This is a genomic window from Weissella confusa (assembly GCA_041871065.1).
GTDB classification, from domain to species: Bacteria; Bacillota; Bacilli; order Lactobacillales; family Lactobacillaceae; genus Weissella; species Weissella confusa_A.
In genome coordinates, this window is sequence record CP168942.1 from 1,456,365 (window position 1) to 1,481,401 (window position 25,037).

Consider the following 25,037-nt stretch of genomic DNA (forward strand, 5'->3'; position numbering starts at 1 on the left):
CTCCTTAAATATTCGCCTGTGGCATGATTGCAATAAACTTTTCACCAATTGTATTGGCAATCGCATTAGCGTCAGCAGCACTCGCGTTTCCTTGAATGGTAACGTTAATTTGAATAGTCGGGTTGCTACTGCTCTTTTGTGGCGCAAACGCATTCTTAGCACCATCAGTACCATTGGCATATCGTGGGAACAGCTTCTTAGTCGAATTACCATCTAGGACTTGCGTACCAGCTGGCAAAACCGTGTTCAAATTGCGCTGGTTTGGGAATAAGCCCATCAAACCGTTTGGCAACATGAACGCTTCACGCCAGTTTGAACCGCCAGCGTCATTGACAAGCGCCATACCACCACGGTGTCCGCCGGCAGTAGTTCCATTTGCATAATGTGGGACAAAGGCTTGTGAGAACGCACGCTTAGCCCCTGGAGTACCAGTTGCCAGCTTGTTAGCACCCTTACCCTTGACGTTAGCTGTAATGGTAACAGTCTTAGACTTCAAAGAATTAATTGCCGATTGAAGCGTTTTGACCTTTGAAGCAGCAGAAGCAGCAGCCGTACCAATCTTAGCCAATGATGATGAAATAGCTGACGCCTTTGAAGACGCCGTTGATACCATCCTGCTCATTTGACTAGAGAATGAAGAAGCGGCCTTTGAGATACCTGACTTAATCGTTGAACTCCACTTGCTTGCACCTGACTTAATCGTGCTGTTTACACGGTTCATTCCAGACTTGGCTTGTGAATTCAGAGAATTAAATCCTGACTCAGCACCCTTGAACTTAAAGGCATTCTTTCCTGAATTTTGAATCTTCCTAGATCCAGACTTCACGGTTGAATTTACCTTGTTCATGCCAGACTTTGCTTGTGAGTTAAGCTTATTAAAGCCTGACGCAGAACTCTTAAACTTGAACATATTCTTGCCAGAGTTCTGGATTTTCTTAGAACCGGACTTGATGGTCTTGTTGACCTTGTTAGTTCCAGACTTGGCATCAGAATTCAATTTGTTGAAACCTGACTTACTCGTCTTGAACTTGAAAGCATTCTTACCCGAGTTCTGAATCTTCTTTGAGCCGGACTTAACTGTCTTGTTGGCCTTATTCATGCCCGACTTCGCCGTCGAATTCACTTTATCAAGTGACTTCTTGGCATTCTTGTCCGCCTTAGAATTCTTACCAACACCGTCCAATGCCTTATTGAATGCCTTTGATTGTTTCTTCAAGTCATTTGTAGACTTCTTAGCAGCCCTGCTTGAAGCCTTTGAACCGTTGGAAGACTTCTTTTTAGCACTGTTTGACTTCTTTGAAGCCTTTTCAGTCTGTGCAGCAACCTTAGCCATTTGGCGCTGGTGCTTTTGGGCTGCCTTGTAATTGGCGTCCATGTCCTTTTGAGCCTTGCTCTTACCGCTTGACTTCTTAGTCTTCGAAACGTTTTGATTTCGCCAATTATCCTTGTCCAGCTTGACGTTTTTCTTGCGTGCATCCTTCCAACGCTTGTCGTTTAACTTCTTAGTTTCACGGCCAGTTGCGTCTTCGTCACCCTTCTTAATGCCATTTTGCTTATTAAGTTGAGCTTGATACTTGCGAATACCGTCGGCGTCACCGTTTTCGATTGCTTCTTGCATTCGCATTGCTGAAAGTTGCTTTGACTTGGACTTCGACTTGCTGCCCTTAGAGATTTGTGAGTACAACTCATTGGCATTCATCTTGTCATAGCCGTATTGCTGCATATTTGAAGCAAAATCTTGCTTCTCCTTCGTAGCTTGGGCAGCTGCTTGAGCTTTAGCAATCGCACTAGCCTTCTTTTGGGCTTTGGTTGCCTTTGACTCCGGCTCCTTAGTTCCACCGAACATAGAACCAATCCATGATCCAGCCTTACCACCAAGCCAGCCACCAGCCATTGAACCACCAATCGTACCAAGAGGGCCTAAGAATGAACCCAATGCTCCACCAACAGTTGCACCGACACCAGTTCCAACACCTTGACCAACACCCTTGTGACGGGCTAACGATCCGGCCTTTGTGCTTGCCATTGTTGTCATAACATCAACGCCAGCAAACAAACCGTTCATCAAAGGCATACCCTTGCCTAAGAACTTACCAACTGATGAAAGCCCTTTGGCTGCTGTTGCTAGTGCCCCGCCAAACTTCGTAGCCTGTACTGCGGTTCCTGCTGAACCGATACCAGATAGCAACTTTCCAGCTGTTGACTTAAAGAAACCTGTATTACGAGCTAATCGTCCGGCCTCACCAGCTGCGGTCAATCCTTGTAGTGATGCGCCCTTTGCGCTCAAGCGAGAAAACAGCCCGCCAGCCGCTTTTGCTTCAGCTTGAGCTGCCAAGCGTTCTGAACGTGTATTAAATTGTCCAGCACCGTTTGCTGAGGCACCGCCTACGCCACCAGCACCATTCATTCCACTGGTACCAGTAAACCGACCAACAGCACTGCTAAACACGCTCGTAGCCTTGCTAAATACGCTATCGCTAGAACTGCGTGCCTTTGATAATCCAGGAATTATGCTAGAAAGGCCCTTGATACTATCACCAATCAGCCCCGCCCCACCTTTGAGCACCTTAAACGCAGCACCCGCTGTTAGCGCAACACCTACAAAGCGACCAACTGTGCTGATCACATCAGAAAGTTTTTTCTGCGAACCTTCAGGAAGCATTTTGCCAATGCTTGACCCAACGCTCTTAATGCCATCAATACCCTTTTTGATTACCGCAAAGGTATCTTTGACACCGCCCCAAGCACCGCCGCTAAACGTTTTGACGTAAGGCGCAATAATTCTGGCACCTTCACCAATTCCATTAGCTACGCCAACCAGCGAATCCGTTATGCGCTTTGAATTAGACTTCAGCTTATCAATATCCGTGAAACTACCTGAAAGTTTTCCTAGGATATTCTTGAATGCGCCACCCTTAGCAATACCGTCAGAGAAACCTTGCATGATTTCAGACAGCATGTAGCCACCAGCAGCCTTACCAGAACGCAAGACACCAGGTAGCGTTGAATTGAAGCGTTCTGACGCCTTAGAGATACCACCAGAATTACCATATCGATCAATTCCACGGTATGCGGTTTGCGCAGATACAGCGCCCCAATCATAGCCCGTACCAGTTTTGTTCAAACCAAGCTCATGACCAGTTTCACGCTTGTACTCTTTACGAATAGCACGGGTAATTTTACCGTCGACCAGGTTCAATGACTTGGCAATTGCCCCGTTCATCTTACCCATATCACCGGTATTACCGATAGCCGTCTTAAGCATTTCCATTTCACGTTGGTTAAGCGCATTGGCGTCTTGGATGTTGAACACACCTTTCAACAACTTTTGCGTCTTGCCAACACTTCCAGAATACTCACCGGCATCTGAAGAATAGATTTGCTTTGCGAAACCATTAGCCTCTGTGTAGTCATTACCAGCGAGAATTGCTGTTCGCATTGTGGCATCACTTGCACGCTTAGCCTGCACGGTCAGTTCAGAACCTTTCACATTCTTGTGTGCGTCTTGGATAGAAGTCGCCCACATAGCTTGGCCTGATTGACGTTCTTTCAACGTTTCCCAACCAGTGTTGACCATGCCCTTAACACCATCAGCAAGCCCCATAACGGCAGTTGCGCCCAACATACCAACTGAGAACATGGCAGTTGCTTCTTTGAATGAGTCTTTCAGCTTTTGACCGGTTTTACTCATTTCGGCAGCCTGTTTCTGTGCAGCTTGTGCGCCACTCGAAGCAGACTGTTTTTGCGCATTGGCTGCGCTTTTAGCAGCCGATTCAAGTTTCTTGTATGACTCGGTTGCCCGATTAATGTCATCAATCTGCCCCTTGAATTGGTTACCACCAGAAGTCGACGTCTTCATTGCCGCTTCTGTTTTTTCACTCATAGCGCGCAACTTCTCTAATGAATCAGTTGCACGCTTAGCACCATCTGAATAACCGTTGAATGAGTTACCAGACACCTTGCCAGAAAAGCCAGACAAACCTTGAGCAGCTTCTTTCAGCTCTCGTATGGCAGCACTGGCTTTCTTCAAGTCATCAATACCAGAGACGTTCATCTCCGTCTTGATTGTTGTTGAATATTCACCCATTACTCTTCACCACCCAAACCAAAAGGACCGCTCACATAAGCTTGTTTCTTATCAGCCAGCGCATTTAGGTATTGCAGCTCTTTTAAAGTCGCATGATCAATTTCTTCTCGTGATGCAACTCCCGCAATTACCGGCCATTCATATATCCAATTATCTTCAACATCCTTGTTAGTGAAGTATTCACTTGGATAGTGACTAGTCGTCAAACTCACCAAGAAACAAGTCTGCCTCGTCAATCAATTGTGATAGTCCTGGGCGCTCGTCGAATGAATCAACATCCAAACCAGCTGGTTCAACAACGACTTGCTCCAACAATTGGTCAGCAAATACAGAACGTGCAATCAAACCATTAGGCATGCGTGAGTTGTCCAAGATTTCCATCGCTGCACGCATTCCTGGGTATTGCAACTTGTACGTCCAGTCCTTACCGTTCTTGTCCGTGATTACCACCGTCTTTTGCTTACCAAACTTATTCTCTGGCTTTGCTTCAACTTGTTGGTTCTTTACTTCTTCTAACATGTTAATATCCTCCAAATATAGACGGGCACCGGCCCTTAGTAATTTGTGGCCAATTGCCACTAGTAATGACACAGGAGTCGAACCTGTGCCATCAAAAAAGCTATCAAAATTCGATTACTTATCGAACTTCAATAGCCATATCCAATGTTTCGATTGTGTAAGTTCGCTTAGGCGTTTGCTTACCATAAGCACCGTCAGCCGGCTTCGCGATAAACGCACGCGTAGCAGAAATCTTCTCAGTATCTGACAAGATAACAACCGGGAATTGCTTGTGAGCATTTGCCAAGGTGTTCAAATACTTGTGAGAAGCGGAATTGCCTGACAAGTTAATCGTGATTTGTCCCAATCGTGAGTTGTTAACCGCGAATGAGGCGAACCCTTGCGCATCAACTTCAGTTGTAATCATATCTTCCTTGTTGGTGTATGAAATCATATCACCGTCTTGGAATCCAATAATGACCTTGCCGTCGACGGTCAACGTGACCGACTTGGCGTCATAAGCCTTCATATCTTCAGCCATCTATATCACCCCTTAAATATCGCCAATAGTTCCGTGAATTGTAACGTCATGGATAGCACCAGCACGCGTGTAAGTGAATGACAATCCATTGTACTTACGTGACGAGATATCCGCTGCAGCTTGTTGATCACGCGTTTGAGCAGTGACTGTGAATTGACCGGCACCAGTCTCAGGGTTAACCAAGATAATACCGTTATCAGTTGCTTGACGAAGTACCGTCGTAACAGCAGCTTCAAGTTGAGCGATACCAGTCATGTCGTATGACAACTTATCCACTGATTGCAACAAGTTTTGGATATTCGTTTCCAAAGTTGCTCGTACCCAATCATCACCAAGCAATGCGTCGATATAATCTCCGCCCAGCGTCAAACCTTCTGATGTTTGGTCCTTGCCTGCCTTAACAACATACAAGTTGACGTTGTTCTTAGTGGCAATAGAAACTACAGAACCATTAGCCTTAATCGCCGTTGAACCAGTCAATGACTTAAACTTCCAAGTTGTAGAACCTGGCGTCTTGTTACCGACCGCCCCGACGAAGGCTCCGATATTGTAGCTTTGTTCAGCGTCAACACCGCCAATCATAAACGTGCGGGCATTACCGTAGAACGGTGCATTCTTGACAGCTTCCAATGCGGTAATTGCACCAGCTGGTGCACCGTCAAAGCCAGTTCCTGATACAACCAAGAACTTACGACCATATGCCTCAATCGCGTTAGACATTGCAACAATGTCATTTTGCGTTGAAGGCACAATAGCACCGAACTCCCAGCCATCACCCAGAGCCGTTTCAAGCTTCGTGGTAGTTGCTGAACCATCAGTTGAATTAGGCACACCATAGATAAACAATGTTTGTCCGTGTGCTTCTTGTGCAAAGAACCCCTTAGCAATTTGTGTTGCTTCGGCTCCCAAATTTAAACCACGATCAGTAATTTCTTGCAACGTTGATACATTCGTATCAGCAATCACTTCATTCGTACCGTTTTGTACGATAAAGATGGCCAAGTTACCAAGATTTACTGGTTGTGCTGGTGACGCCACGTCCAAAATGACGTGTACGTCTAGCAAATCATTCGCCATTACTTATTTCTCCTATTTTTCTTGTACATCAACGCTGTCGATTTGCGGCATCTGTTCGTCAACGAATGGATCCCGTAACCGCAAGCGCATATCAAATCCGACCATGAACTTGTCAGCCGTCGAATTTTGAATTGAACGAATATTTGTCGGCATAACTTCCGCAATCACGATATCAGCTTGTCGTAACTGAGTTAATGATGCATCAGTCACGAACTGATTACGTAAGTTTTCCGACAAATTGAGAGCTTCTAATTTTTTCAAAGCGTAGTGAGTAAAACTAACCACCGCTTCAAAGGGAACACGTTCAGTAACGTCGTAGTGTTCATAGATGTCGATACGAGGACTAATAATGTCGAATACAACAAAAGGCGCTGCCGGAATTTCTCCAGCACCGCCTAGTTCAATCATGGTCAGTCCCTGCGTGTCCTTAATGATTGTGCTGAATACCTTGTACAGCACCGAATAATCATACGTCTGTATTGCCATTCAATGCCTCCTCAGTCTTCAATTCGTATTGGATGACATTTGAGTAGTCCTTGTATGACTGCTTACCTGTCACTCGATACCTCACATCATTGTGTTCTACTAACGTTCCTTCAGGAAAGTCATGCTCCGAAAACCATGCCACCGTTTCTTCAGTATCATCACCCTGTTCGGTACTAATTAGCTGACCAGCAAGAATAGAACTTGTAATCGAGAACGTTAGAAACGGCTCATACAAGCTAACAGGCTCGCTTTCAGTTTCAACCCACTGACCGTCTACCCAATCACCAGTAGCTTTCGGATGCACCATCAGATTAGTTCCAAACATTTGAATAAGCGAGCTCATATCAAGATAAAAAGCCATATTACTAACTCTCCTTGTGTGTGACTGCGCCAATCATATCTCCGGTATCAATCAACGGCTGACTAGAACCCTTATGTGACACCGTAGCCGGTGCAAGTGGTGCGAAATTACCGGCACGAATAGTCTTTTGAATATCATCAGCCATTTTGCTGCCGAGTTGTGACATCAAGGCGGTTGTTGAGAGATTTCCAGTAAATACCTTCAGAACATCACCACCGACATCATTCGCCCACTTACGTTCATTCTCATATTGAGTATTACGTAGGAATGGGCGGGCTGGAATACCCCGACTTGTCCCGTATTCATTCCACATTGCTTTTTTAGCAGCGAAGCCACCAAATATACCCGCTTCAGCTTCTCGCCCGTCAACGGCTTCTAATCGTGCAATCATTTCATCTAAATCGAAATTAGATTCGACAGACGTGTCACATGTTATTTCCATGATGATCACCTAGATGAATACAGCAACATTAGCTCCACCTTGCAAGCTGTCTAACAAGTCTTGATATTGGCGCAAATAATCGCTCATTCCGCCAGTATCCTTGTATTCGATAGACATTACAGACAAAGTTTGCTTCTTAACGTTGCTGTTCTGATTGTTCACAACGCTTGCATAGTGAGCACCCAAGTAACCGGCAGCCATTTCTAGCTTTGGGTCCTTGAATCCGTCCTGCGTTGCGACCGTAATCGCATCCTCTGCCAATACCTCTAGCGTGTTAGGTGGAACAGACGCTAATTGTGGCGCTAACATCTTAATTCTTGTAACTACTTTTGCTACGTCTGCCATATCAGCACCTACTTAATCTTCAATACTCGTCCAATAAACAACACGTTAGACATAAGACCGTTGAGTCGCTTCAAGTTGCCAACGCTCATGTGAAAGCTATTAGCAATAGATGCCAGCGTGTCGCCGTCTTGTACCGTGTATGTGTTCTCTGGGCGTGTTTCAGGAACCGGCGCAGTCTCTACTGGCTTTGGCATGAAAATACTTGCCCAATCATGTGATTGAGCTGGTGCCTCCGGTTCAGTCGGCGTAACTGGTACTTCTGGCGTGACCGGTTGCGGGTCAACTGGCGCACTCTCTACCGGCGCTTCTGGTTGAACAGCTGATGATGATGAGTCTGGTTGAGCAGGTTGTACGTCAACAGCTGCACTTGATGAAGCCATTGATGACGAATCTGAAGCGGATGAAGCTGAATCAGCTACAGAAGATGTAGCCTCACTTTGTCCGACAATCGTCGCCTCGCTTTCAGCTTGATCAATATCTTCTTGTGGCTCACCAGGAACCAACTTCAACAAGTCAGCCTTTTGTGCGTTTGATGGATACTCAATACCATGTGAATCAAGCCAGGACTTAATTTCGGTAACAGTATTCTTATCAGTGACAATATCCATTTAAGTCACCCCCCTTACAAAACAGTTGCTTGGAAGATATTGTCTGCTTGTGCCAACGTAGGAACAACCATTGTTGAAACCTTGATAACAGAACGGATAGGGTCGTGCGTCTCTTCGTAGCGGTCAGCAAACATGTTACCGATTTGTGATGATTCAACATCACCCGCTGCAACTGCACGAGCTTCTTCAGGTGTCAAACCGTAAACAGTCTCACCAACAATACCATCCGCAAACATTGCAAATTGATTGTCGTCAACGTAGTTCTTTACCGTCTTCTTACCCTTGGTGTCTACATCAGCATACTTGCCAGTGTAAGCGCGCAAAATTGGCAACCCATTATTTTGCATAAAGGCGTCCAAGTCTGATTGCATGACCGTGCGACCATTGTTAGAACCAAAGATGTTGGCAACAACGTTCTTGTTCTTTCGCAACGCGTACAATGCCTTTTGAGACATGATTGCGCGTGTTGGGGTAACTGAAACTGATTGAGACCATTCCAAAATTTGCTCGATTGGATCCTTACTATCGTCTGCGAAATCTGCCGTTCCCTTCTGAGACTTGTCGATACCGTAATCCACCTTATAAGAACCGCCGTTTTGGTCCTTAACTGTAATTACACCAGCGAACAACGCTTGCATACGCATCAATTCAGTTGCGGCATCAATTGAACGAACAGTGTTACCCAAATCATCATAAACAGTGTTCATGATGTAGCTTTGCTCTTCCGGCGTACGTGGCGTACGCAACTTAACCAAATCATCTTCCTTAAGAATCATCTTCTTCTTGATGAAGAATGGTTCAGTCTCTGATACTTGTGCAGTACGGTCGCCAATTTCTGCTTCCGTATCGAAAGCGTGAACATGAGCGATAACTGGCACAGTAGTACCTGACGTCAATACCTTGATGTCGTTTGATTGCACCTTACGTGCTGGGAACAATTCAGCACCCAATAGGTTTGGTGTTTGAACCGTCTTGGTGTAGTCCAACACGTCTTGGTGTGGGAACAAATCCAAAATATCTGTTGCCATTTTTTATTTCTCCTTCTTAGTTAGTAGTGGTTCCTGAACCACCCGCAGTAGATGGTGCTGGAGCTTCACCGCGGAACTTAATACCGATTGCCTTCAACGCCGTCTTTTGAGCGTCAGTCAACGCTACTGGTAGACGGTCAGGCAAAACATATCCCTCAACCATTACGGATGCGGGCATTGGGTCATCAGTCGAACCAACAACATGATTAACTACCAACCCGGCAACTGCTCCATTCTTCATGAATACGGCTCCTGACTCATATTCAGCGTCAGCCGCTTCAGTGAATGCTTGGAAACGTGATGAGGCCAACCAATTTAGTTGATCAACCTTTGTCGTCTTGTACTTCATTCGTACATCCTCCTAATTATTTAATGCCAAAGAAGCTGTCAGCAACATGGTTTGATGATGTGCTATTAGCGCGCTCAGCTGCCAATTGTCCACGAGACTTACCAATTGAAGTAGAAACGCCTGGATTACGTGGCGTAGTACCACGCAATGACTCTTGACGCTTTGCTTCAACTTTTTCATCAACCAACTTAGCGAATGCTGCCACTGCCGCAGTCGTTTCATCAGCCGTATCACGTACAACGAACGCCAAAGTATCCTCATCAGCAACCATGCCCTTATCAGCAAGCATCTTACTTGCTTCAGACACCATGTTTGTGTGATTAAGTTGGGCTTGCAAATCATCAGCGCGCTTTTGAGCTGCTAACAATTCTTCACTTGCCTTTTGAGCTTCATGCTCCTTGCGTTGGTCGTCAGACATTTTGGCTACCTTTGCGGCTTCCTCTTGGTCTGCTTCCCACTTAGCACGAGCATCAGCAAGGTCCTTAGCGAACTTTGCTTCATTGGTCTTGTTAGCGCGCGATACTCTTTCAGTTAGCAATGCATTAATGTGCGCTTGTTGTTCTGGTGTGAATTGCACACCGACCTCTTGACCACCGTTGCTGTTTTCGTTTCCGTTAGCGCCTTGTGCGCCAGTAGGTTCATCAGCCATGTTACATACCTCCGTTTACAGTCCGTCGACTATCATTTCCTTGCAGCTTTTAGGGCCAATCAGCACGTTTTGGGCACAATAAAAGCGCCCAGCCATTTCTAGCTAAGCGCTTATTAACAATTATTTATTCTTCATGACTTGATTGTACAAATCATCAATCAAATCTTCATATCGATTAACAATATCCCAATCAGGGTTATCGTAATCCCAACTACCGTCAGCTTGCTTGTACCCAGCAATAGACAAAAACTTCTTTAGTTCTAAATAATCATTAGCCCTAAATTCAAACCGGGTAAAATCATTACCGCGTTCAATTTTAGTGGCTTTTAGCAAATACTCAGAGGCACTATTTTTAATGAAATCTACATCATTGTTAGGCAGTTCAAACTGAACTATTTTATTCGACTTCGTCAACATGATACACCGTAATAATTTTCCCTTCTTTTTTATTTACAACCAGAAGCACGTCGTTGTCACCATTATACCAAAACACATCATCACCGGGCGCTTCCGTGATTAAGGTGTTGTCTGACACTAGTGTCTTTTTGAAATCTTCTACTGTAATATCACGCTCATACGCCCGTTGAATAGCATGAAAATTAACTTGCTTAATGACTGTACCGTCAACTGCCTTAATTCCTCGAAGCGCAAACCACTCTTCTGGGATATCTTTCAACGATTTAATTTCTATTGGTTCTTCTGGCTCTTGATCAATGTTTTCATAATCATCATCAGAATTATCATCATTGCCGATTTGAGTTCCAGCCAGTATGCCACCAAAAAAAGAAAGGTCTGGTTTAGAATCATCTTCCACACGAACCAATGTGCAACGGCAGTTTGGATGGAATGGAACCAACGTCTGTGCATCCCCAAGCGAATACGTCTTGCCAACATACGGCAAGCAATATTGGCACGCGCCAAATTCGTTGATAATCATCACTTGCTGGTCCTTGCTACCCGGCAAATCACGATATTGCGATAACTCTCTTTCGCGGTCATCTGCAGACTTCCAAGCAGCTACCTTAGCTTCACGGTCAGCAATTGCTGCATACGTTCGGATATTACGGGCAGCAGAAGCACTGAATGAGCGTAAATACCACCACAAGCCCATATAACCACCAACCATTTCAGCTAGTTGCTTACGTCGCTCTGCTTCGTCTTGCTCTTTCTCTTTCTTAGCCGCGTCAACATAGTCTTTCAATTCGGCCAGATAATCATCATCACTGTAGTTTTCGTAATCATTGTCAGCCATACTACATTCCTCCAGTAATAATCGCCCATTGCTTAGCGCTCACTCCTTGCTGGATAGCTTTGCTAATCTCAATCGATAAACTAGCAAGGGTATTATCAAACGACGTCCAGTAGGCTTGTGAGGGCGTTTTCTTGTCGAAAGAAGCGTGGGACAATTCCTGAACTTTACTATCAGGTAACGTGGACTTAATGCCCGTGTACTTTGCTTGTCGCTGATACTCGTCTTTGAACTCATCGTTAAGCGTTGAGTCAAATAACTTGTATGAATCAATTGCGAACGGCAACATCAGTAAACCCAGCAATGACTGAACATACATTTCCATGTCTGAAACCCCCATAGTAAGAAACGCCATTTTGCGCTTCTTAGCGTTGATTTCAGACGTTCTGGGTAATTGTTCGGCCAGCTTCTTCAAACGGTTAATATCAGCAGCATTTGGCGCCTTGGTTAGTATTCCGCTATCAATGTGGTCATCAGCACTGTGAGTAACAAAAAAAGCGCTCAATTCCGCGCTCATCTTATCAGTATGTTGATCAGCTTTCTTATCAAGCTTCACATTGATGTCGTAGTCATGCTTCATTGTGGCAAGCATGTGTTGCTTTTCCTGTGATAGTTGCATTACTTAGCCTCTTGCTTATCAAAATCGGCATCCGTCTCATCACTGAGTGAGCCCATCATGCTCTTAGCAGCGTCCTTTTGCTCTCGTTCCTTGGCCTTGATAACTGCATCAGGGTCTTCAATCGTTGAAATCTCTGACAACGCGGTCTTACGGTCAACACCAGCGTCAAGCATTACCTTGGCTGTGTTGGCTTCGTCTTGCACGTTGTGTGGCACAGTTCGTTTGAACGTCATTTTGACGTTGTTTGCATAATTCTTATCACCGGTATCAAGCGGTAGCGTTGCTCCAATGGTGAATGCCAAGCGCCACATTTGGCGCAACGACATTTTGAACTTGCGCTCCTTCATGTTTGCTGCCGTACTCATTGACTGCAGCTTAAATTCAAGCGAAGTACCTGACGCATTACCAAACACATCATCATTGAAGTTGGCGACGTTTGACTTGTTGTAAATCATGTCGATAACCCGGTCCAAGAAGTTCTCTTGGATACCATCAGCGTCTGGCTTGTTCATAAAGTCAATCGTCACATCACGTTCAGTATCTACTGACGCAACGTTAATGACGCGCTTATCAATCATATCTTTGATGATGTCAGGTTTAAGCTTAGCGTTAATCACCTTCATGATGGTGTTTGAGAAATAATCAATGTCATTCCCCTTATTGCTCAAGGCAACTTCAACCGCATCAATCAAGCTCATAACTTGCTCAAACAGTCCCTGACGCTCCGTTGACGCGTAGAACTCAACCATTGGCACATTCATAAATTGGTTATCCATTACTTCTTCCGAAATGGTCATTTCAGCACCGGGCGTACCAGTGAATGAATACGCATCCGTCTTGGTGTACAACGTGCCTGATAACTCACCGTTACGTTGCTTTTGTGTGTAGTAGATACCAAACACTGGACGCTTCTCAATTGAGCTGTCATACACAATAAAGCCGTTACGCGGGTCAACTGGTGCGACACGCGTCTCTTTCTCCTCGTTTTGGTAAACAAGAACGTACGAACGGCCGAAGATATCAACTTGCTTTGCCAATTCAGCAACAATGTCAGTCAAATCATTAATATCAACAAACTTGTTGATTGCTTGATCAAGCTCATCATTGGGCTTGCCGTTGTCGTTGTAATCGAACTTAACCGGTGTACCAGCAAAGTATCCGACTTCTGTATCAACCAATTCCTTGGCGAAATTAACAATCAAGCGATTATCAGGCTTACCGGGTGCTTTAGACATCTTCTCTAAGATTGAATGCTTACCCAAGTAATACTTCATAAGCTTGTTGAACCAGTTATGCATTGCACGGTTGTGCTTGCTTAATAGTTGGCTCAATTCATCAGGAGCCAGCATTTCATCCCCGACGCCCTGGTCGAAGTAGAAGACATTATTATCATCAGACGATAATCTGTCGCTATTGAATCTAAACGCCATTAGAAAATACCCTCCATTACGACGATTTGGTTATCTGTCGACTTGTCATTGTGAATGACGTATCGCATTGTATCCATTGCGTGGTCGTTATCCTTAACTGGCACGCCTTTCTTCTCATCCCACACGTAGGCGAAAATTTCCGTTTCGAACTCAGGCGCATCCTCACGTACAACATGAAGCTTATCTGCCTTGATTAGCTTTGCTACGTCTTCAATACCCTTAAGGATGCGCTTATCAGCATTGCGAACATCAATATCTTCGTTAGCAAAACGCGCAACGTGTTCAGGTCGTGCGGAATCAGCCCAAAATGGAATGTCACCGTATCGGTCAACGACATCCTTGGCAACTTCAACCCAGTAATCAATTTCAGCGTGTCGCTTTGCCCGCTCTTCGATGAGGTAATAATCTTCACCCTTAACACCCCACACTTGAATAACACCAGTGTGTTCATATCCCCAGTCGACACCAGCAATATAGCGGTCCATTTCTGGTAGGTCTTCTTTATTGATAAAGTGCTTCTCTTCGTCAAAGTCGGCATACACGGCACCTTCACCAGAAACCCAGCGCCCATAGATTGCACGATCGTATAGCATACCACTAGGTGTCAGTGCCTTGATGTTTTCGCGGGACTTCTTACTTAGTGACGTGTTATCGTCCAAAATGAACTGATTCTGAATGATGTGGCTGCGCTTCTTTTCAGCTGGCGTATATCGCAGGCTATCAGAATTAATAGCCTTATCAATATAATCAGTCTTCAACCAATGTGACGGAATGTCCGGGTTGGTATCGACTAGAACACGCGCCGTATCAATAGCAGAAATACGCTTAAGAATTTCGGAAAACACTTCCGGATTAGCCAATGAAGCCTCGTTGATATAAGCGCCATAGGCCGTCATACCACGAATAGACTGCAAACCACTTATTGACCCGTGATAGGCAAGAACAATCTTCACTCCCCGGATATAGAGGTTGTTGAAGCGGTCATACGTTGGATAGATACCAAACACTTCACTCAATGGCTGGATAATGTTGTTTTCAATCGTCTTAGCAGTGGCACCAGACATGATGTACATAGGCGTGCCAATACCTTGCGCATTAGCCAGCTTGCGAACACGCTCAATCTCATACAAGAACATAAGATTATCAATGAAGGTCTTACCAGCACGGACACCGCCATGATTAATCATCATGTTCCAATCGTCCCTGGCAAGAAATCCGATTGTTTGAATTTGCTTCTTAGTCAGAAACATTGGGTTCTTAACCGTATCAGCCATTGCCTTCATCCACCTTTCTCAGTTCTTCTTGTGCGATTATGTTGATACCAGCAAGCAAGCGATCAATTTGTTCATCTTGACGCTCTTGTTCAGCACCAGTTGTTTGAATTGCTGCCGCCTTAGCTTCTGCAATGATTGCGTCAGCGATTACACGGCGTACACGGGCGCTTTCTAGCTCAACTTGCTGTGATTTGTTTATCTCAGCTAACAGACGTTCTTGGGCTTTCTGCTTGTCGTACAAATCGAGTACAACACCATCTCGACCAATTGAAACTTTCTTGATCAAGCTTGTGTCAACCAGTGATTTGTCTTTCAACTGCACCCATGAACGGTGATTAATGACTGGATTACCATCTACATCAACCAAAGGCTCACCTTGATAATCAATAGCAAACTCATCATATCCACCAAAATCAAGGTAGCTACCAATATCTGAGAATGCTTGTTTCATTAAGTCGGCAAGTACGTCGTTTTTGTCGGCACCAATCTCTTGAAGTCTTGCTTTGCGCACTCGTTCGATTTCGTGTTTCACCCTAACATTTCCTAACAATCTAGGTCCTGCAGCGCTTGCTGTCTTGTAATCAACTTCATAAACATTCATATACGACTGAGTTGCGTTAAACGTTCTCACATATTCAATGACAAAAGCCTTCTGCTTATCGGTTAATCCACTGCCATCAACTTCATCAATCGCTTCTTCAACAATATTTTTTGTACGCGTACTTTTTGATTTTGTACGCGTACTTTTTTTAGGTGGCGCATCCTTATTTCGCGACCAACCGTAACGCTGTTTCCAGCTCTTAACTGTGCTTAGCGCAACATCATACTTGGCTGCAATATCCTTGTACTTCATACCAGCCAGGTAGTCTTGCTCCGCCTCTACCCATTTGTCGGCCACTCTCTTCACCACCTCTCACACCGCTACCGAGCGGCACTAATAGTGAACTACCTGAGTGCGAATTGGTTTTGGTGACTTATCCTTCTTTACTACTTTCTTTGGTTGCTGCTTACACTTATCAGCTTTGTCGATTGCCCCGATAATTTGAGCCTCGACACTTCTATAACTTGGATTACCCATGATATTTACTCCAAAACAAAAGCCAGCTATCAAGTATTCCTTGATAACTGGCTTCAACCGCGCGCTGACACATCCACAGCCACGGCACGATTATTAGATTCGAGAAAGCATATCCTTATGCTTATTGATATGTATGCATGTGGTCAGGATTTGCACCTGACATAATGTGTATTCTCTTCCAAACGGGTTGCCACACTCACTGGGGCATCATGACTTCGCTTATTATTCCAGCCATTCTCAAACCTAGGCGTAACACATCTTATTGTCTAAGCGTCTACCTATTCCGCCACACATGCTATATAACACACATTTACTAGCCGAACTAACGGCAATAGCGACTGCCGGAACCGACCCGACCGACACCCAACGAGTGCCATAACGAACAGCTTGGATACTGTTGTCGCTGCCAATTTTGAATTAAGGAGTTAATCCATATGACTTTAGCCTTGGTGTCTACTTGATTGAAGGACCACATCTCCAAATCTTTCGACCCTAACATAATACAACGGAAAGCACGAACCATGTGCGACTTCAAAACGAAGCTCATACGAACGATATGCGAACTAAATCAATCCTCATCAATACTGCGGTATACGTGGAAATCGTATGTATCAACGAACGCATCCGCAAAATAGCGAAACGCACGTTGTATATACTTTTGTCCCATCCTTGGGGTCATATTCATTAATTCAGAAATATCGATCCATTCCATATCGTCAATATAGCGATATTTAAAGAAAAACTTCTCTGGTTCTGGCATTGCATTAATTGCTTGTCTAACCAATTCAATGTAAACCTGTGCCCGTGTGTGGTTGCTAAGCTTATCATCAACAGAATTTCCATGTTTTGGTGATCCCGGCATATCTGTAATAACCGGAGACTTCAAATCAACGTAACTCATCCGAGCTTGTGCTTTGATATGTTTAAATTCTCGTTCAAAAAAATCTCGAACATTATCTTCTGTTGCGCGTTCGTTAACTGCCCTTAAAAGTGCCATTCCGTCGCCCCCGTTCTTCTGATACAATGAAATCTGCTACGAAAACATTGCGCTGGGCTTAACGGTCTGGCGCTTTTATTTTGCTTTCTTAGATCCCACAACATACGGCTCACGAACCTTTTTGAACGTCCAACCGTAATACCGTGCAATCTCTAGCACCGTCTCTACGCTGGTGTGAACAACATAAGCTAACTTTCGCGCTGACCAGTCAGGATGCGCTTCACGCTTCTGAACTGTTCGCTGCCAAATAATGTCGTGCGTCTTATCAACAAGTGTTACCTTGTGATTGCTAATTACCGCAGACTGTACTTCTTTTGCAAAGTTATAATTCAAACCACTCATAATCACTCCACCAAATTCTCGTATCGTTCACCGTACAGCTCTGCCATCTTCATCAACATTTCCTTATTCGGCTTATCTAAGCCATGTTCAAGGCGCTTGAGGTCTGCTAACCCAGATAACCCCAACTTATACCAAGCCGTATTTTGCGCTACCTTTGCCTTGATACGTGCTTTGGCAAGCTTTGTCGTTGGTGGCATACGGTACACGTCATCTTTCCAGTACAACTTTTTCATTTGTCAGCCTAAAACAAGTCCAACTGAACTTGCTCGTCCCTTTCATCTTGAATAATTTCGGTATTTTGGTGAGGATCGTCTTCAATCACTTCACTTTTAAAGAACCATTCACCAATTTCAGTGCCGTTCGAATCATGTCCGTAGACGGTCATCATGTTTTTCGCAATCATTTTGATTTTGTATCCGTCTCGCTCTTCAAGAGTGAACAACGGCTTACTGCTCAAAATAATGAACCATTTACGAAGCAGCCGTTCTGGTATATCCATCACCAAACCTCCGTAATATCAAACATTTCACCAGCATACTTACGAAGCAACGCATCATAATCAATGCCAGTATCGATATGTTCTCTAGTTCCGTATGGACTAAGCCAGTAAACATTCCACATTACTTTTCCCTCGGACGTTGAACAACGTATTGACCCATGAACACCGTCTCAGCAGTGCCATTATTAATTACTCGTAACGCACTTCGAACTGCCGCTTCACTCTTGCCAACAATCTGTGCGATTTTTTCAGTATCAAGTCCCTTAAGGATGTACTGCGATTCAGCATCCAATACGTCATACTTCTTGCGAGGCTTAGTAACATGCTTGCGTTGGCCAACTACCTTTACATTCGTCATATCAGCGCCTTCAAGTTCCTTGTACCGCTCCGCCTCTGCTTGCGTCATTCGCATCATGATCATCACCGTCCATTTCAAATAATTCACGTTTGCGTTTTTCATCACGTCTAATTCGCCACAGTTTGGCGCGTATGGCGTTTTCTGTTCTTAGAAGGTAAAACACCATGTCGCGCTTTCTAAGCCCCTGGTCATTAAGAATAAGAAGCCTGCGGATATCTTATGACGACCAAGGCGTGTCTCGTGGGTCATTCATACTTAACCCCTCATTTCTTATCTACATGCTGCCAAGTGATTTCCAATCGCTCATTCTCTTTATCAATACCCGCAAAAACGTCTGTCAGCCCCACCACGTGTTTCAAACCGTCGCCAGGCATAAATTTATTGCCTTGTACTGAAACGCCCTGAAATGCGTCAAAAATGAACTTGTGCATGAATGCTATGTTGTCCAAGTCTGTCCGCCTATCCTTTAAGAACCATTCGAACTTAAATTCGGCAGGGTATTCGATTGCGGCACCATTAGTGATGGCTTCCAACACGATTGGCCGAATCTTCGCTTGAATGATTGCCTTATGACGGTTAAGAATCATGCGACCCCTGTTCATACCACTGATATCGACGTACTTGTTCAACGTCAGAGGTGATAATCTAACCGGCGCTTGCTTCTTCTCACGCCATGCAATCTGAAAGGCAGACATTGGAATAACTAATCGATCATTCATTTACGCACCTCACCGCTTTCCCACCACTGCTCTGCAATCTTTTCGGCTGGCAGCAACTTCATGGCGTCACTTCCTAAGTGGCTGCGTCCCCAATAAATTGCATTAGCAACCGCAGATGTCATCAAAGTTTCAGTATCAATCGACTTGTAAGGCTTGTTTTGTCGGCGAACAGTTACCCAACGCCAAAATGCCGTTGCTGCGAAAAATCCAAATACGAAGAAGTAAAAATCGTATAATCCCATTACCATTCCTCACGTTCTACTAAATCCGCTGTGCGAACAATTTCATACGCGTCTCCGCTGTAATAAGTTCGCAGTAGTCCCAAATCATCACCACCAGAAACTGGCTTGTGGAACCTGCCACCCATGTTCTTGTTGAACACAATGTACTTCGGCGTCTTCTTACCCACTTCGTCACACCTCCTTTAACTCAACGTCTGCCAAACGATTAGCATCATTGCAATTAGTAAACCTATTTCCACACCGATAACCACGCTCAAAACAATTTCATGCTTGCGTAACTTGTCGTAAATTTCTCTTGTAGCTTCCACACGTTCATCGCGTTCAATCTCAATTGCATTCAGCAGCAACCGATCATTTTTAACACGGTTTTCAGTTTCAACATCTGTTCCCCCAATAGATACGAAGATACTTTCATTATTAGCCATCTACTCCACCTCGTTTTCAGCTTCGTCAATTTCAACAACTACCTGATGCGAATTAGCCCACTCTTGCGCTTCTACTCCTAAAAAGTCCCAAATTTCATCAAATACTGTTTGCCGTTGCTCTTTAAAAGAGTCTTTTTGATATGTCACAGCTTCCATGAGTTCAAACTCGCTTTGGATGAGTTGTAAATTTCTAGTGACAGCAATGATGTCATCAATTTCATGTTTCATCTTCATACGGGCTCACAGTCTTTTCACCCTTGGCTGTTTGTTTTCTATATTTAAAAGTTGCTTCTGATAACCGTTCCAGTTTCATCAACCGACAAGCCGGCTACACACGAATATTCGTTGTATATTTCAACTGAAATATTTTCAACGCCATATTTTTCGAAAACTCTTTTTGAATACTTTTTGAAAGCTCGCTCTAACTTTTCACAAGTCTCGTAAAAGTTACTTTCGCTTGTTTTGTATGCTTCATCATAAGGTTCGCACTCGTAATATGCAGTGTTGTTTTCTACGTGATGCAGCTGGATAGATTTATAAATGCTGTTCTTGAAAACGCCTTTAACAAAGTCGTGATAAAAAGTGCCACGCAATTCAGATTTTTCTTTTTCAAGGTTCTTCATGTCGTAACGGGCTCGCAGTCTTTTCCACCCTTGGCTGTTTATGTTTAATCGACTTCTTCTGCTACGTCGTTCTTGAGAATAATCAGTTGATTCAATCCCTCGATATATTTAATTGACTCATCTGCCTTATGCTCCAAGTCTCGAATGCGTTCAACCGTCATTTTGTAGAAGTTGTCTGCATCTTCTTCGCTAGTGTCATAAGATAGGTATGAAAATTTTGCACTATCGCGGTAGATGTCATGCGAAAACGCACTGATGTGATCCATTTTTAGACGTTGTGCCGCCTTTGCAAGGTCGGTTTTTAGTTCATCTGGGAAATCATTCGATAAGATGTGATAAACGGTCACAATGACCTTGCTGTGAGGATTGATGACCATACCAACTTCACCGCTATGCCATACTTGTGTGCCGTTATTTTGCATCTTGACCATTTCTGCATCCATGTTGAATGACGTCAGCCAGTTCTTCCGATTATTTCGCTCCGTTTTAAAGCGGTTCTTCAATTGCTCTGCTGCATGCTCACTGAACTCATACAGCTCAATACGCTTAATTCCCATGTTTACTCATTTGTTGCCCACCCATACCCGCCGTTACCGGCACACTCATTCAATTTAGATGGCTTGTTCTAGCCAAATATCGTTGTCACTCAACTCAAACGCCTTGGCTAACTCGGTTAACTTGCTACCGGCAGCCTTCAACGAATAGTTTCCCCAATATCGTTGATCACCAAACACGTTGGCAACGACTCGGAACTTCTTGTCACCCATTACCAAATCTCCTTTTTCTGTTTATCACCGTACTTATTGGAAACGCCTTGCTTCTGTGCCTCGAACGTTTCTAACTGTTTTAGCGTCAAAATATGTTGAGCAAGCCAATTTTCCAAAATTCCATTTGTGTAATAGGCTGCCGATTTACCGGATGACCTTGTAATCTCAATGGCTTTAGCCACTAACTCTGGTTGCATTCCGTCATTAGTGATGTAATACAAAAGGTCTTGCTTTTGTTTGAGCTGGTACGGACCCGTTGAATAATCAAACCCATTATCAGAGATTGCCTTTTCAATTGTTTGAATAGCGCTCGCATTTGGGACAGACAACGACGACATGTTTTGATTTGCTAGATAATCTAGTTCTCTATTACTAAAGTTATCGATACGCTCATCAGTCCGTAGTTGTTCTTTATCTATATCTTTCTCTATCTCTATCTCTACGTGACCCAACCGTGACTGACCTGTGACATTGTCACGCTCAATAAGCTGTTGCTTCTCACGTTCACGTTGACGGCGCTTACGTTCAGCGCCTGAACTTTCTGATCCGACCAATGATTTTATGCTGGTCAATTCAAACTCATACTCATCACTTGATAGCAGTAAGCCCTTACGACGTAGATATTCAACGGTCACTTGTACGTTCTCAATATCTTCATCAATATCAAGCGCTAGTTCTTCGATGAAACTATCACCAATGCCTTCGAAATACAGCTTTCCGTTGGTCTTAAGTGACTTTAATAGCATTTCAAGATAAATCACCGTGTACGTATCGCCACCCGCAACCTTGCGCAACAACTTCACTTCCTTACGGTTAAAAAAATCTTCTTGCAACTTAAACCAGTAATATCTTTTCTCAGGCATTGTTAAGCCTCCCGATAATCATCAATATCTTTGAACAAGACAATCTTTTGCTCGTCCTTTGGAATAAGCCGACTTGTCAAACTCTCGTCGTACTTGCTCCTAAGTTGGCTTAGATTGTCATTCGTCGTTACAATCGTCGACTTGCCAATTCGTGCATTCACAATCGAATACAGAATTTCAGTCATCTTGTCAGTAGCGCCACCGGCACCGGACTCCTTACCAAAGTCATCCATAACCAGTAGTTCCACTTCTTTCATGCCCCGGATAATCAAGTTGTAATCTTGCTTAGCCCGCTCATCATCAATTGAAGCCAACATAGTTGATCTCAATGCCACCAGATTGACGAACATAATCGACTTAACATCAGCCAGTTTGTTCATCACAGCCACCGCTAGTGCTGTCTTACCCGTACCAGCTGGTCCAACGAATACGTAGTTGCTATTTTGTTGAACCAACTGCTTGCTAGCCATAAATGCCGATACGCCAACTGCCTTTCGAGCAGGTGTATTAGCATTCCAGTTCTCAAAGGTAAAATGCTTGATGTCTTCTGACGTGAACAATGACATTGGGTAATACTTACGAGTTTCACCACGCTTGAACTTGGCAATCTTCTCAGCTAACACACCACTTACTTCCGGAATATCTTCAGCTTTTGATGCAGCACCCTTACGGAAGTTCTCTAAAAACGTTTGCTTATCAAACTTCGTATTGGATTTAGCTGCAATGAGTTCAGCGAATCGAACCGCTGTATCTTCGGTCATGTCAAAACTTCCCATGACTGCTCCTTTCTGGGCTTCTCACCCCGTTCGGTCGATTAGGTCAACGTCCGTTTTCCGTTACAACGTCACTACGTGTTCTGGATCAACTCGATAGTTTGTACGGTACAAGCGACTGTACGTGTTGGCATTGTCCGGCTCAACTTCACCGTTGATAAGCTGTACAATTCGTGGCTGGTGAACCTTGATTTCAGCAAGTCCCGCATCTAACGTATCTTGCGAAATCTGGTACACGTCAGCCATAGGTTCGTCTTCCTTGCTTACCGCAACGATATATACTTCGAAGTTCTTACCAGTCATTTGGCGCAACATCTCTTGATATGCTGCCATTTGCATGTGGTAACCACGGCCAATAAAGAAATTCTCATAGTCGCCGTAATGTTCAGACCACTCACCACCGACTAACCCGTGATATTCCTTCAATGACTTAACTGTCTTAAAGTCCACGAAGTAACCTTCTTCAAAATTGACTGCGTCCAACTTTCCACGCCATTCAACACCATCAATCGAACCTTCGATAACAGATTCTTTATCAGGAGCTTCATTGATCAATGCCATAATGCTGTCGTCAGCTTCAATACGGTCAATCATTGCTTGTGCAAGCTTGTATTCGGTCTTAAGTTGACCTTTCGAAGCACCACGAGTCGAAATGATTTCAGGATGTTCATCCTTAAATTGTTGGTGCGCTTCTGGTGACTCAAAGTATGAGTGCAAGTAGTTTCCAACTAACAATGCTGTCTTGTTTGGAATGATTTCATACTCGCCACGCATTTGCGCAAGCGCTTCAGCTTCACCAGCAAACAAGAAGTTTTTGAAGTTTGAAGCGTGCATATGAACAAATGCATCGCGTGGGTCATAGTAGTCGTATTCTTCAGCCATTACCGAACACCTCCACCATACATAGCTTCAGGACTAAACCCCGTTTGTTCAGGCTCTACCGGTGCATCTGACTGTCGGTCTCCTGCCCAATCTGGTTCTTCATCTGGCATATCCAATTCTTCATCAACGCTATTACCACGCTCTTGTTCCAACTCATAATCTCGAACTTTCGCAAGCAACACTGGCTTAGTATCAGTTGCAAGGTAAGAAACACCATTGAACGACAACCAAGCTTTGATTTCAGAAACAGTATTTGCTGCACTCAATCGTCCTTGAGGAATAACAACTTCAGTTTCGCGTTCAGGCTCTACCACAGCCTCATCAGGCTCCGTTGTACGCGTTTCAAGCTCATCAACTTGTTCTTGTTCGTGATGTTGCTCAATTGGCTTCACAGCCTCTTTTTTAGCCATTCGTGCAAACGCACCCTTTGGCTTCTCCACAACTTCTGCTGTGACATCACGTGGATCCTCAGCATATTCATTCGCGGTAGTGCCATTAATCGCAGATACCAACGCGCTCTCATCATCAGTTGTGTTGATAATGTTCTTCGCTGCACGGTTGATTACTGTTCGCTTAGCCATCTCTTCTGGAAACTTCTTGTGTACGTTCAATTGACGTGATTGACCCCAAGATGCGTCGATTTGCTTCTTCGTCATAACCTCATACTGCTTGGTACCGTCTGTCTTTGTGATGACGGCGTAAGCACCAACAATGGGGTTATCTAGCTTCATGAAGTCCGTGTGGTGTTCAGTAACAATCAGCTCACCATCTTCGTTGTAATCAACTTGGAAGTCTTCACCTTCGTGAACAATGAACGCTGCAATATTCTCAATTTCAGGCAACCGCTTAAGCACTTGTTGAGTTCCAAAGTATGATCGTTGCATCTGAAGTTGACGCCCATAAACAATGAAGTAAACTTGCGTCTTTGCTGGGCTCAATCCTTGAACCACCATGTCGAATAGTGACTTCTTAATTGAATCGGGTGTCACATTCTCAATTCCCTTGATTGTTGGTAACAATGCCACAGCTTCTTGCAATGCATTTGCAACGTGGTAGTTTTCTGGAACCTTGAAACCTTGCGTTTCAACCAATCCCTTGAAATCCTTTGCAACAGACGAAGCAATCAACTGTTGTGTCTGTGTCGTTGTTACATTAAAGTTTTGTTCTGCCATTTCTTATTCCTCCGTCACTGGTTCTTGAAACTTGATATACGTTGTGTTCGGCGCCTTTTGCCAGTCTTTGTGATACTTAGGTTCGAAGTAGTGAACTTCTCGACCTGTATCAAGCACCGCCCACGTTTCAAACTTGGTAGCCATTTATTGGCCTCCTATCATGTGATACAATCGAAGGGTAATTGAACCTACTAAATTCATTACCCGAGCCCTTGGTGATTGCTGTCACTGAGGGCTCTTTTATTTCGATTTTC

Annotated in this window: 38 protein-coding genes; all 38 read right to left on the reverse strand. The window is 44.2% G+C overall.

From position 1 onward, the window contains the following. Nucleotides 1-4: 4 nt before the first annotated feature. The 38 genes from ACAW68_06910 to ACAW68_07095 all read right to left on the reverse strand — a co-directional run bounded on the left by ACAW68_06910 (nt 5) and on the right by ACAW68_07095 (nt 24,927). Nucleotides 5-4,087, reverse strand: coding sequence for a hypothetical protein (locus tag ACAW68_06910; GenBank protein ID XGA15207.1), 4,083 nt, complete (start codon nt 4,085-4,087; stop codon nt 5-7). Further along, nucleotides 4,087-4,299, reverse strand: coding sequence for a hypothetical protein (locus tag ACAW68_06915; protein XGA17013.1), 213 nt, complete (start codon nt 4,297-4,299; stop codon nt 4,087-4,089). The genes ACAW68_06910 and ACAW68_06915 overlap by 1 nt, the downstream gene beginning before the upstream one ends. Beyond that, complete coding sequence (locus tag ACAW68_06920) at nt 4,283-4,606, reverse strand: hypothetical protein (GenBank protein ID XGA15208.1); 324 nt, start codon at nt 4,604-4,606, stop codon at nt 4,283-4,285. The genes ACAW68_06915 and ACAW68_06920 overlap by 17 nt, the downstream gene beginning before the upstream one ends. Nucleotides 4,607-4,724: 118 nt before the next feature. Continuing rightward, nucleotides 4,725-5,126, reverse strand: coding sequence for a hypothetical protein (locus ACAW68_06925; protein ID XGA15209.1), 402 nt, complete (start codon nt 5,124-5,126; stop codon nt 4,725-4,727). A gap of 12 nt (nt 5,127-5,138) precedes the next feature. Next, a complete protein-coding gene (locus ACAW68_06930; protein XGA15210.1) occupies nt 5,139-6,203 on the reverse strand; it encodes a DUF3383 family protein in 1,065 nt (354 codons plus the stop codon). Between the two features lie 12 nt (nt 6,204-6,215). Beyond that, nucleotides 6,216-6,689 (reverse strand): hypothetical protein, encoded by a 474-nt coding sequence (locus ACAW68_06935; protein XGA15211.1) that lies wholly within the window; start codon nt 6,687-6,689, stop codon nt 6,216-6,218. Further along, entirely contained in the window at nt 6,670-7,050 is a 381-nt protein-coding gene (locus tag ACAW68_06940; protein XGA15212.1) for a hypothetical protein, read from the reverse strand. The genes ACAW68_06935 and ACAW68_06940 overlap by 20 nt, the downstream gene beginning before the upstream one ends. 4 nt (nt 7,051-7,054) lie before the next feature. Beyond that, complete coding sequence (locus ACAW68_06945; GenBank protein ID XGA15213.1) at nt 7,055-7,492, reverse strand: hypothetical protein; 438 nt, start codon at nt 7,490-7,492, stop codon at nt 7,055-7,057. Between the two features lie 9 nt (nt 7,493-7,501). Then, nucleotides 7,502-7,837 (reverse strand): DUF4054 domain-containing protein, encoded by a 336-nt coding sequence (locus tag ACAW68_06950; GenBank protein XGA15214.1) that lies wholly within the window; start codon nt 7,835-7,837, stop codon nt 7,502-7,504. Between the two features lie 8 nt (nt 7,838-7,845). After that, on the reverse strand, nt 7,846-8,445 hold the full coding sequence (locus ACAW68_06955; GenBank protein XGA15215.1) for a LysM peptidoglycan-binding domain-containing protein: 600 nt from the start codon (nt 8,443-8,445) through the stop codon (nt 7,846-7,848). Between the two features lie 14 nt (nt 8,446-8,459). Further along, entirely contained in the window at nt 8,460-9,473 is a 1,014-nt protein-coding gene (locus ACAW68_06960) for a major capsid protein (GenBank protein XGA15216.1), read from the reverse strand. A 16-nt stretch (nt 9,474-9,489) separates the two neighbouring features. Continuing rightward, nucleotides 9,490-9,822: a hypothetical protein gene (locus ACAW68_06965; GenBank protein ID XGA15217.1), complete on the reverse strand. Its 333-nt coding sequence runs from the start codon at nt 9,820-9,822 to the stop codon at nt 9,490-9,492. A 16-nt stretch (nt 9,823-9,838) separates the two neighbouring features. Then, nucleotides 9,839-10,471, reverse strand: coding sequence for a DUF4355 domain-containing protein (locus tag ACAW68_06970; GenBank protein ID XGA15218.1), 633 nt, complete (start codon nt 10,469-10,471; stop codon nt 9,839-9,841). Between the two features lie 120 nt (nt 10,472-10,591). Further along, complete coding sequence (locus tag ACAW68_06975) at nt 10,592-10,888, reverse strand: hypothetical protein (GenBank protein ID XGA15219.1); 297 nt, start codon at nt 10,886-10,888, stop codon at nt 10,592-10,594. Beyond that, nucleotides 10,869-11,723 carry a hypothetical protein gene (locus ACAW68_06980; GenBank protein XGA15220.1) on the reverse strand — a complete coding sequence of 285 codons (855 nt, stop codon included), beginning with the start codon at nt 11,721-11,723 and terminating at the stop codon, nt 10,869-10,871. The genes ACAW68_06975 and ACAW68_06980 overlap by 20 nt, the downstream gene beginning before the upstream one ends. 1 nt (nt 11,724) lies before the next feature. Further along, on the reverse strand, nt 11,725-12,339 hold the full coding sequence (locus ACAW68_06985) for a hypothetical protein (GenBank protein ID XGA15221.1): 615 nt from the start codon (nt 12,337-12,339) through the stop codon (nt 11,725-11,727). After that, entirely contained in the window at nt 12,339-13,769 is a 1,431-nt protein-coding gene (locus ACAW68_06990) for a phage portal protein (protein XGA15222.1), read from the reverse strand. Before ACAW68_06990 ends, ACAW68_06985 begins: the two co-directional genes overlap by 1 nt. Next, nucleotides 13,769-15,043 (reverse strand): PBSX family phage terminase large subunit, encoded by a 1,275-nt coding sequence (locus tag ACAW68_06995; protein XGA15223.1) that lies wholly within the window; start codon nt 15,041-15,043, stop codon nt 13,769-13,771. Before ACAW68_06995 ends, ACAW68_06990 begins: the two co-directional genes overlap by 1 nt. After that, entirely contained in the window at nt 15,036-15,941 is a 906-nt protein-coding gene (locus ACAW68_07000; protein XGA15224.1) for a terminase small subunit, read from the reverse strand. The genes ACAW68_06995 and ACAW68_07000 overlap by 8 nt, the downstream gene beginning before the upstream one ends. Before the next feature lie 748 nt (nt 15,942-16,689). Continuing rightward, a complete protein-coding gene (locus ACAW68_07005; protein ID XGA15225.1) occupies nt 16,690-17,118 on the reverse strand; it encodes an ArpU family phage packaging/lysis transcriptional regulator in 429 nt (142 codons plus the stop codon). A gap of 75 nt (nt 17,119-17,193) precedes the next feature. Beyond that, the gene (locus tag ACAW68_07010) at nt 17,194-17,460 is read right to left on the reverse strand and encodes a hypothetical protein (GenBank protein XGA15226.1); all 267 of its coding nucleotides are present in this window, start codon (nt 17,458-17,460) and stop codon (nt 17,194-17,196) included. Nucleotides 17,461-17,462: 2 nt separating this feature from the next. Next, on the reverse strand, nt 17,463-17,693 hold the full coding sequence (locus tag ACAW68_07015; protein ID XGA15227.1) for a hypothetical protein: 231 nt from the start codon (nt 17,691-17,693) through the stop codon (nt 17,463-17,465). 8 nt (nt 17,694-17,701) lie between these two features. Then, nucleotides 17,702-17,959: a hypothetical protein gene (locus ACAW68_07020; GenBank protein XGA15228.1), complete on the reverse strand. Its 258-nt coding sequence runs from the start codon at nt 17,957-17,959 to the stop codon at nt 17,702-17,704. After that, the gene (locus ACAW68_07025; protein ID XGA15229.1) at nt 17,959-18,081 is read right to left on the reverse strand and encodes a hypothetical protein; all 123 of its coding nucleotides are present in this window, start codon (nt 18,079-18,081) and stop codon (nt 17,959-17,961) included. The genes ACAW68_07020 and ACAW68_07025 overlap by 1 nt, the downstream gene beginning before the upstream one ends. Beyond that, nucleotides 18,081-18,419 (reverse strand): hypothetical protein, encoded by a 339-nt coding sequence (locus ACAW68_07030; GenBank protein ID XGA15230.1) that lies wholly within the window; start codon nt 18,417-18,419, stop codon nt 18,081-18,083. Before ACAW68_07030 ends, ACAW68_07025 begins: the two co-directional genes overlap by 1 nt. A gap of 161 nt (nt 18,420-18,580) precedes the next feature. Further along, nucleotides 18,581-19,036, reverse strand: a complete 456-nt coding sequence (locus ACAW68_07035; protein ID XGA15231.1) for a hypothetical protein — start codon at nt 19,034-19,036, stop codon at nt 18,581-18,583. Then, nucleotides 19,033-19,278 carry a hypothetical protein gene (locus ACAW68_07040; protein ID XGA15232.1) on the reverse strand — a complete coding sequence of 82 codons (246 nt, stop codon included), beginning with the start codon at nt 19,276-19,278 and terminating at the stop codon, nt 19,033-19,035. Before ACAW68_07040 ends, ACAW68_07035 begins: the two co-directional genes overlap by 4 nt. Beyond that, on the reverse strand, nt 19,278-19,445 hold the full coding sequence (locus ACAW68_07045; GenBank protein XGA15233.1) for a hypothetical protein: 168 nt from the start codon (nt 19,443-19,445) through the stop codon (nt 19,278-19,280). Before ACAW68_07045 ends, ACAW68_07040 begins: the two co-directional genes overlap by 1 nt. A 15-nt stretch (nt 19,446-19,460) precedes the next feature. Then, complete coding sequence (locus ACAW68_07050) at nt 19,461-19,703, reverse strand: hypothetical protein (GenBank protein ID XGA15234.1); 243 nt, start codon at nt 19,701-19,703, stop codon at nt 19,461-19,463. After that, on the reverse strand, nt 19,704-19,931 hold the full coding sequence (locus tag ACAW68_07055; GenBank protein ID XGA15235.1) for a hypothetical protein: 228 nt from the start codon (nt 19,929-19,931) through the stop codon (nt 19,704-19,706). A gap of 50 nt (nt 19,932-19,981) precedes the next feature. Beyond that, nucleotides 19,982-20,326 carry a hypothetical protein gene (locus tag ACAW68_07060; GenBank protein XGA15236.1) on the reverse strand — a complete coding sequence of 115 codons (345 nt, stop codon included), beginning with the start codon at nt 20,324-20,326 and terminating at the stop codon, nt 19,982-19,984. A 44-nt stretch (nt 20,327-20,370) separates the two neighbouring features. After that, entirely contained in the window at nt 20,371-20,883 is a 513-nt protein-coding gene (locus ACAW68_07065) for a hypothetical protein (protein XGA15237.1), read from the reverse strand. 54 nt (nt 20,884-20,937) lie between these two features. After that, nucleotides 20,938-21,093: a hypothetical protein gene (locus ACAW68_07070; protein ID XGA15238.1), complete on the reverse strand. Its 156-nt coding sequence runs from the start codon at nt 21,091-21,093 to the stop codon at nt 20,938-20,940. Further along, the gene (locus tag ACAW68_07075; GenBank protein XGA15239.1) at nt 21,093-21,956 is read right to left on the reverse strand and encodes a phage replisome organizer N-terminal domain-containing protein; all 864 of its coding nucleotides are present in this window, start codon (nt 21,954-21,956) and stop codon (nt 21,093-21,095) included. The genes ACAW68_07070 and ACAW68_07075 overlap by 1 nt, the downstream gene beginning before the upstream one ends. Before the next feature lie 2 nt (nt 21,957-21,958). Next, entirely contained in the window at nt 21,959-22,717 is a 759-nt protein-coding gene (locus ACAW68_07080) for an ATP-binding protein (GenBank protein ID XGA15240.1), read from the reverse strand. 75 nt (nt 22,718-22,792) lie between these two features. Then, on the reverse strand, nt 22,793-23,611 hold the full coding sequence (locus ACAW68_07085) for a PD-(D/E)XK nuclease-like domain-containing protein (protein ID XGA15241.1): 819 nt from the start codon (nt 23,609-23,611) through the stop codon (nt 22,793-22,795). Next, entirely contained in the window at nt 23,611-24,783 is a 1,173-nt protein-coding gene (locus tag ACAW68_07090; protein ID XGA15242.1) for a recombinase RecT, read from the reverse strand. The genes ACAW68_07085 and ACAW68_07090 overlap by 1 nt, the downstream gene beginning before the upstream one ends. Nucleotides 24,784-24,786: 3 nt before the next feature. Beyond that, nucleotides 24,787-24,927, reverse strand: a complete 141-nt coding sequence (locus ACAW68_07095) for a hypothetical protein (GenBank protein XGA15243.1) — start codon at nt 24,925-24,927, stop codon at nt 24,787-24,789. Nucleotides 24,928-25,037 lie beyond the last annotated feature (110 nt).

Excerpts from the sequence above, each read along its gene's own strand:
- ACAW68_06910 (XGA15207.1), bottom strand. The coding sequence starts at position 4,087 with ATGGGTGAATATTCAACAACAATCAAGACGGAGATGAACGTCTCTGGT.
- ACAW68_06920 (XGA15208.1), bottom strand. The coding sequence starts at position 4,606 with ATGTTAGAAGAAGTAAAGAACCAACAAGTTGAAGCAAAGCCAGAGAAT.
- ACAW68_06925 (XGA15209.1), bottom strand. The coding sequence starts at position 5,126 with ATGGCTGAAGATATGAAGGCTTATGACGCCAAGTCGGTCACGTTGACC.
- ACAW68_06930 (XGA15210.1), bottom strand. The coding sequence starts at position 6,203 with ATGGCGAATGATTTGCTAGACGTACACGTCATTTTGGACGTGGCGTCA.
- ACAW68_06935 (XGA15211.1), bottom strand. The coding sequence starts at position 6,689 with ATGGCAATACAGACGTATGATTATTCGGTGCTGTACAAGGTATTCAGC.
- ACAW68_06940 (XGA15212.1), bottom strand. The coding sequence starts at position 7,050 with ATGGCTTTTTATCTTGATATGAGCTCGCTTATTCAAATGTTTGGAACT.
- ACAW68_06945 (XGA15213.1), bottom strand. The coding sequence starts at position 7,492 with ATGGAAATAACATGTGACACGTCTGTCGAATCTAATTTCGATTTAGAT.
- ACAW68_06950 (XGA15214.1), bottom strand. The coding sequence starts at position 7,837 with ATGGCAGACGTAGCAAAAGTAGTTACAAGAATTAAGATGTTAGCGCCA.
- ACAW68_06955 (XGA15215.1), bottom strand. The coding sequence starts at position 8,445 with ATGGATATTGTCACTGATAAGAATACTGTTACCGAAATTAAGTCCTGG.
- ACAW68_06960 (XGA15216.1), bottom strand. The coding sequence starts at position 9,473 with ATGGCAACAGATATTTTGGATTTGTTCCCACACCAAGACGTGTTGGAC.
- ACAW68_06965 (XGA15217.1), bottom strand. The coding sequence starts at position 9,822 with ATGAAGTACAAGACGACAAAGGTTGATCAACTAAATTGGTTGGCCTCA.
- ACAW68_06970 (XGA15218.1), bottom strand. The coding sequence starts at position 10,471 with ATGGCTGATGAACCTACTGGCGCACAAGGCGCTAACGGAAACGAAAAC.
- ACAW68_06975 (XGA15219.1), bottom strand. The coding sequence starts at position 10,888 with ATGTTGACGAAGTCGAATAAAATAGTTCAGTTTGAACTGCCTAACAAT.
- ACAW68_06980 (XGA15220.1), bottom strand. The coding sequence starts at position 11,723 with ATGGCTGACAATGATTACGAAAACTACAGTGATGATGATTATCTGGCC.
- ACAW68_06985 (XGA15221.1), bottom strand. The coding sequence starts at position 12,339 with ATGCAACTATCACAGGAAAAGCAACACATGCTTGCCACAATGAAGCAT.
- ACAW68_06990 (XGA15222.1), bottom strand. The coding sequence starts at position 13,769 with ATGGCGTTTAGATTCAATAGCGACAGATTATCGTCTGATGATAATAAT.
- ACAW68_06995 (XGA15223.1), bottom strand. The coding sequence starts at position 15,043 with ATGGCTGATACGGTTAAGAACCCAATGTTTCTGACTAAGAAGCAAATT.
- ACAW68_07005 (XGA15225.1), bottom strand. The coding sequence starts at position 17,118 with ATGGCACTTTTAAGGGCAGTTAACGAACGCGCAACAGAAGATAATGTT.
- ACAW68_07010 (XGA15226.1), bottom strand. The coding sequence starts at position 17,460 with ATGAGTGGTTTGAATTATAACTTTGCAAAAGAAGTACAGTCTGCGGTA.
- ACAW68_07015 (XGA15227.1), bottom strand. The coding sequence starts at position 17,693 with ATGAAAAAGTTGTACTGGAAAGATGACGTGTACCGTATGCCACCAACG.
- ACAW68_07020 (XGA15228.1), bottom strand. The coding sequence starts at position 17,959 with ATGGATATACCAGAACGGCTGCTTCGTAAATGGTTCATTATTTTGAGC.
- ACAW68_07025 (XGA15229.1), bottom strand. The coding sequence starts at position 18,081 with ATGTGGAATGTTTACTGGCTTAGTCCATACGGAACTAGAGAACATATC.
- ACAW68_07030 (XGA15230.1), bottom strand. The coding sequence starts at position 18,419 with ATGAAAAACGCAAACGTGAATTATTTGAAATGGACGGTGATGATCATG.
- ACAW68_07035 (XGA15231.1), bottom strand. The coding sequence starts at position 19,036 with ATGAATGATCGATTAGTTATTCCAATGTCTGCCTTTCAGATTGCATGG.
- ACAW68_07040 (XGA15232.1), bottom strand. The coding sequence starts at position 19,278 with ATGGGATTATACGATTTTTACTTCTTCGTATTTGGATTTTTCGCAGCA.
- ACAW68_07050 (XGA15234.1), bottom strand. The coding sequence starts at position 19,703 with ATGGCTAATAATGAAAGTATCTTCGTATCTATTGGGGGAACAGATGTT.
- ACAW68_07055 (XGA15235.1), bottom strand. The coding sequence starts at position 19,931 with ATGAAACATGAAATTGATGACATCATTGCTGTCACTAGAAATTTACAA.
- ACAW68_07060 (XGA15236.1), bottom strand. The coding sequence starts at position 20,326 with ATGAAGAACCTTGAAAAAGAAAAATCTGAATTGCGTGGCACTTTTTAT.
- ACAW68_07065 (XGA15237.1), bottom strand. The coding sequence starts at position 20,883 with ATGGGAATTAAGCGTATTGAGCTGTATGAGTTCAGTGAGCATGCAGCA.
- ACAW68_07070 (XGA15238.1), bottom strand. The coding sequence starts at position 21,093 with ATGGGTGACAAGAAGTTCCGAGTCGTTGCCAACGTGTTTGGTGATCAA.
- ACAW68_07075 (XGA15239.1), bottom strand. The coding sequence starts at position 21,956 with ATGCCTGAGAAAAGATATTACTGGTTTAAGTTGCAAGAAGATTTTTTT.
- ACAW68_07080 (XGA15240.1), bottom strand. The coding sequence starts at position 22,717 with ATGACCGAAGATACAGCGGTTCGATTCGCTGAACTCATTGCAGCTAAA.
- ACAW68_07085 (XGA15241.1), bottom strand. The coding sequence starts at position 23,611 with ATGGCTGAAGAATACGACTACTATGACCCACGCGATGCATTTGTTCAT.
- ACAW68_07090 (XGA15242.1), bottom strand. The coding sequence starts at position 24,783 with ATGGCAGAACAAAACTTTAATGTAACAACGACACAGACACAACAGTTG.
- ACAW68_07095 (XGA15243.1), bottom strand. The coding sequence starts at position 24,927 with ATGGCTACCAAGTTTGAAACGTGGGCGGTGCTTGATACAGGTCGAGAA.